This window comes from Streptomyces sp. 15-116A, assembly GCF_025290915.1.
Lineage (GTDB): Bacteria > Actinomycetota > Actinomycetes > Streptomycetales > Streptomycetaceae > Streptomyces.
Genome location: NZ_JAOCQE010000496.1, coordinates 1 through 2169 on the forward strand (window position 1 = coordinate 1; position 2169 = coordinate 2169).

Consider the following 2169-nt stretch of genomic DNA (forward strand, 5'->3'; position numbering starts at 1 on the left):
CGCCTCCCTGCCGCCCGACGCCTTCACCGGCACCCCGACCGCCACCGCCCCCGAGGACACGGGCACCCCGTCACCCCGCACCGCGCGCCCGTCCCCGGGCCGCACCACCGAGAAGGGCCGCGAGCACCCCGACCCCGAGCCCCAGGGCACCTCCTCCGCCACCGCCGCACCCGGGACGACCCCCGGCGGCGGCCCCGCGACCTGCCTGGTCGACTACGACCTGGTGCACCAGTGGCCCGACGGCTTCGAGTCCACCGTCACCGTCACCAGCCAGGAAGCCGTCGACTCCTGGCGCGTCACCTTCTCCTTCCGCGACGGCCAGCGGATCCGCCAGATGTGGGACGCCGAGGCGAGCCAGAAAGGCGCCCTCGTGACCGCGACCGCCCCCGACTACAACGCGTCGCTCCGCGCCGGCGAAGAGGCCACCTTCGGCTTCATCGGAGCGTGGAGCGGCACCAACGCCCCGCCGACCGGCTTCACCCTCAACGGCCACCCCTGCGTGCTGACATGAGGCCGCGCGGAAAAACCCGTTGACGCGCTGGGGCACCGGCGGACTACTGTGACCACGCATCACACGGAGGCCGTCCGGCCGCCGTACCGGAGCGTCGCCAGGGGCGGCGTGTGCGCGAGTGAGGAGGTGCCGACCGATGGCTGTCACTGCGACGGGCATTGCCCGCATCCAGGAAACCGTCACGTCCACCTCCGTGGCCACCGGCTGACCTCACCCTTACCTGTTCCGCGCCCGCACGCGGCGCGGCTGCCGGGGCCACCCTGTGAAGGGTCACCCGTTGACTTCCACCTCCGCCACACCCTCCGTGCTGTCCACCTACGGCTGGGACCACGCATGGGCCGAGGCGTTCGCCCCGTACGACGCGCAAGGGCTGCTGCCCGGGCGCGTGGTGCGCGTCGACCGCGGCCAGTGCGACGTCGTCACCGCCGACGGGACCGTACGGGCCGACACGGCGTTCGTCACCCCGCACGACCCGCTGAAGGTCGTCTGCACCGGTGACTGGGTCGCCGTCGAACCCGCGGGCAACCCCCGCTACGTACGCGCGTATCTGCCCCGCCGTACCGCCTTCGTGCGCTCCGCCTCCTCCAAGCGGTCCGAGGGGCAGATCCTCGCCGCCAACGTCGACCAGGCCGTGATCGCCGTCTCCCTCGCCGTCGAGCTCGACCTGGGCCGGATCGAACGGTTCGCCGCGCTCGCCTGGGAGTCCGGGGCGCAGCCGCTGGTCGTCCTCACCAAGGCCGACCTGGTGCCCGACCCGGTGACACGGGCGCACCTCGTGCAGGACGTCGAGACCAGCGCGCCCGGCGTGCCGGTGTTCACCGTCAGCGCGCGCGACGGGGACGGCCTCGACGTCCTCGCCGCGGTCGCCTCCGGCGGTACGACCGTGCTGCTGGGCCAGTCCGGCGCCGGCAAGTCCACCCTCGCCAACGCGCTGCTCGGCGAGGACGTCATGGCCGTCCAGGCCGCCCGTGACGTCGACGGCAAGGGCCGCCACACCACGACCACCCGCAATCTGCTCGCCCTGCCCGGCGGCGGTGTCCTCATCGACACACCGGGACTGCGGGGCGTGGGCCTGTGGGACGCGGGCGGCGGCGTCGGCCAGGTGTTCTCCGAGATCGAGGCGCTCGCCGAGGGCTGCCGGTTCCACGACTGCGCCCACGAGAGCGAGCCCGGGTGCGCGGTCCAGCAGGCCATCGACGACGGCGACCTCCCGCAACGCCGCCTGGACAGCTACCGCAAGCTGGTCCGCGAGAACCAGCGCATCGTCGCCCAGTCCGACGCACGGCTCCGCGCGGAGATCCGGAAGGACTGGAAGCGCAAGGGCGCGGAGGCGAGGGCGGCGATGGAGGTCAAGCGGGGTGGTTATCGGCGGTAGCTGACAAGGGAGGTGGGGGCAACCCCGCAAGGGGCGCGGGGAACTGCGCGACCAGCCACGACGGACCCGCAGCCGCCCATCGCCTCCCACCCCACCTCCATGTCCGATTTCCGCCAGCCACAGCCCCCGGCATGGCGGAGACTGGACCGTGTGATGGACGAAACCAGCAGGTACGAGGCGGTGCGCAGCCGGGACGGCCGCTTCGACGGAGTCTTCTTCTTCGCCGTCGAGACGACCGGCATCTACTGCCGGCCCAGCTGCCCCGCCGTCACCCCGCGACAGC

General features: G+C 73.1%; 3 protein-coding genes. All 3 read left to right on the plus strand.

From position 1 onward, the window contains the following. On the plus strand, nt 1-511 hold a 511-nt coding region (locus tag N4P33_RS34820; RefSeq protein ID WP_260830910.1), incomplete at its 5' end, for a cellulose-binding domain-containing protein. 277 nt (nt 512-788) lie between these two features. Then, nucleotides 789-1886 carry a ribosome small subunit-dependent GTPase A gene (gene rsgA / locus N4P33_RS34825; RefSeq protein WP_260830911.1) on the plus strand — a complete coding sequence of 366 codons (1098 nt, stop codon included), beginning with the start codon at nt 789-791 and terminating at the stop codon, nt 1884-1886. A gap of 153 nt (nt 1887-2039) precedes the next feature. Next, nucleotides 2040-2169, plus strand: a 130-nt coding sequence (locus N4P33_RS34830) for an Ada metal-binding domain-containing protein (RefSeq protein WP_313904633.1), incomplete at its 3' end; no start/stop codon positions are given.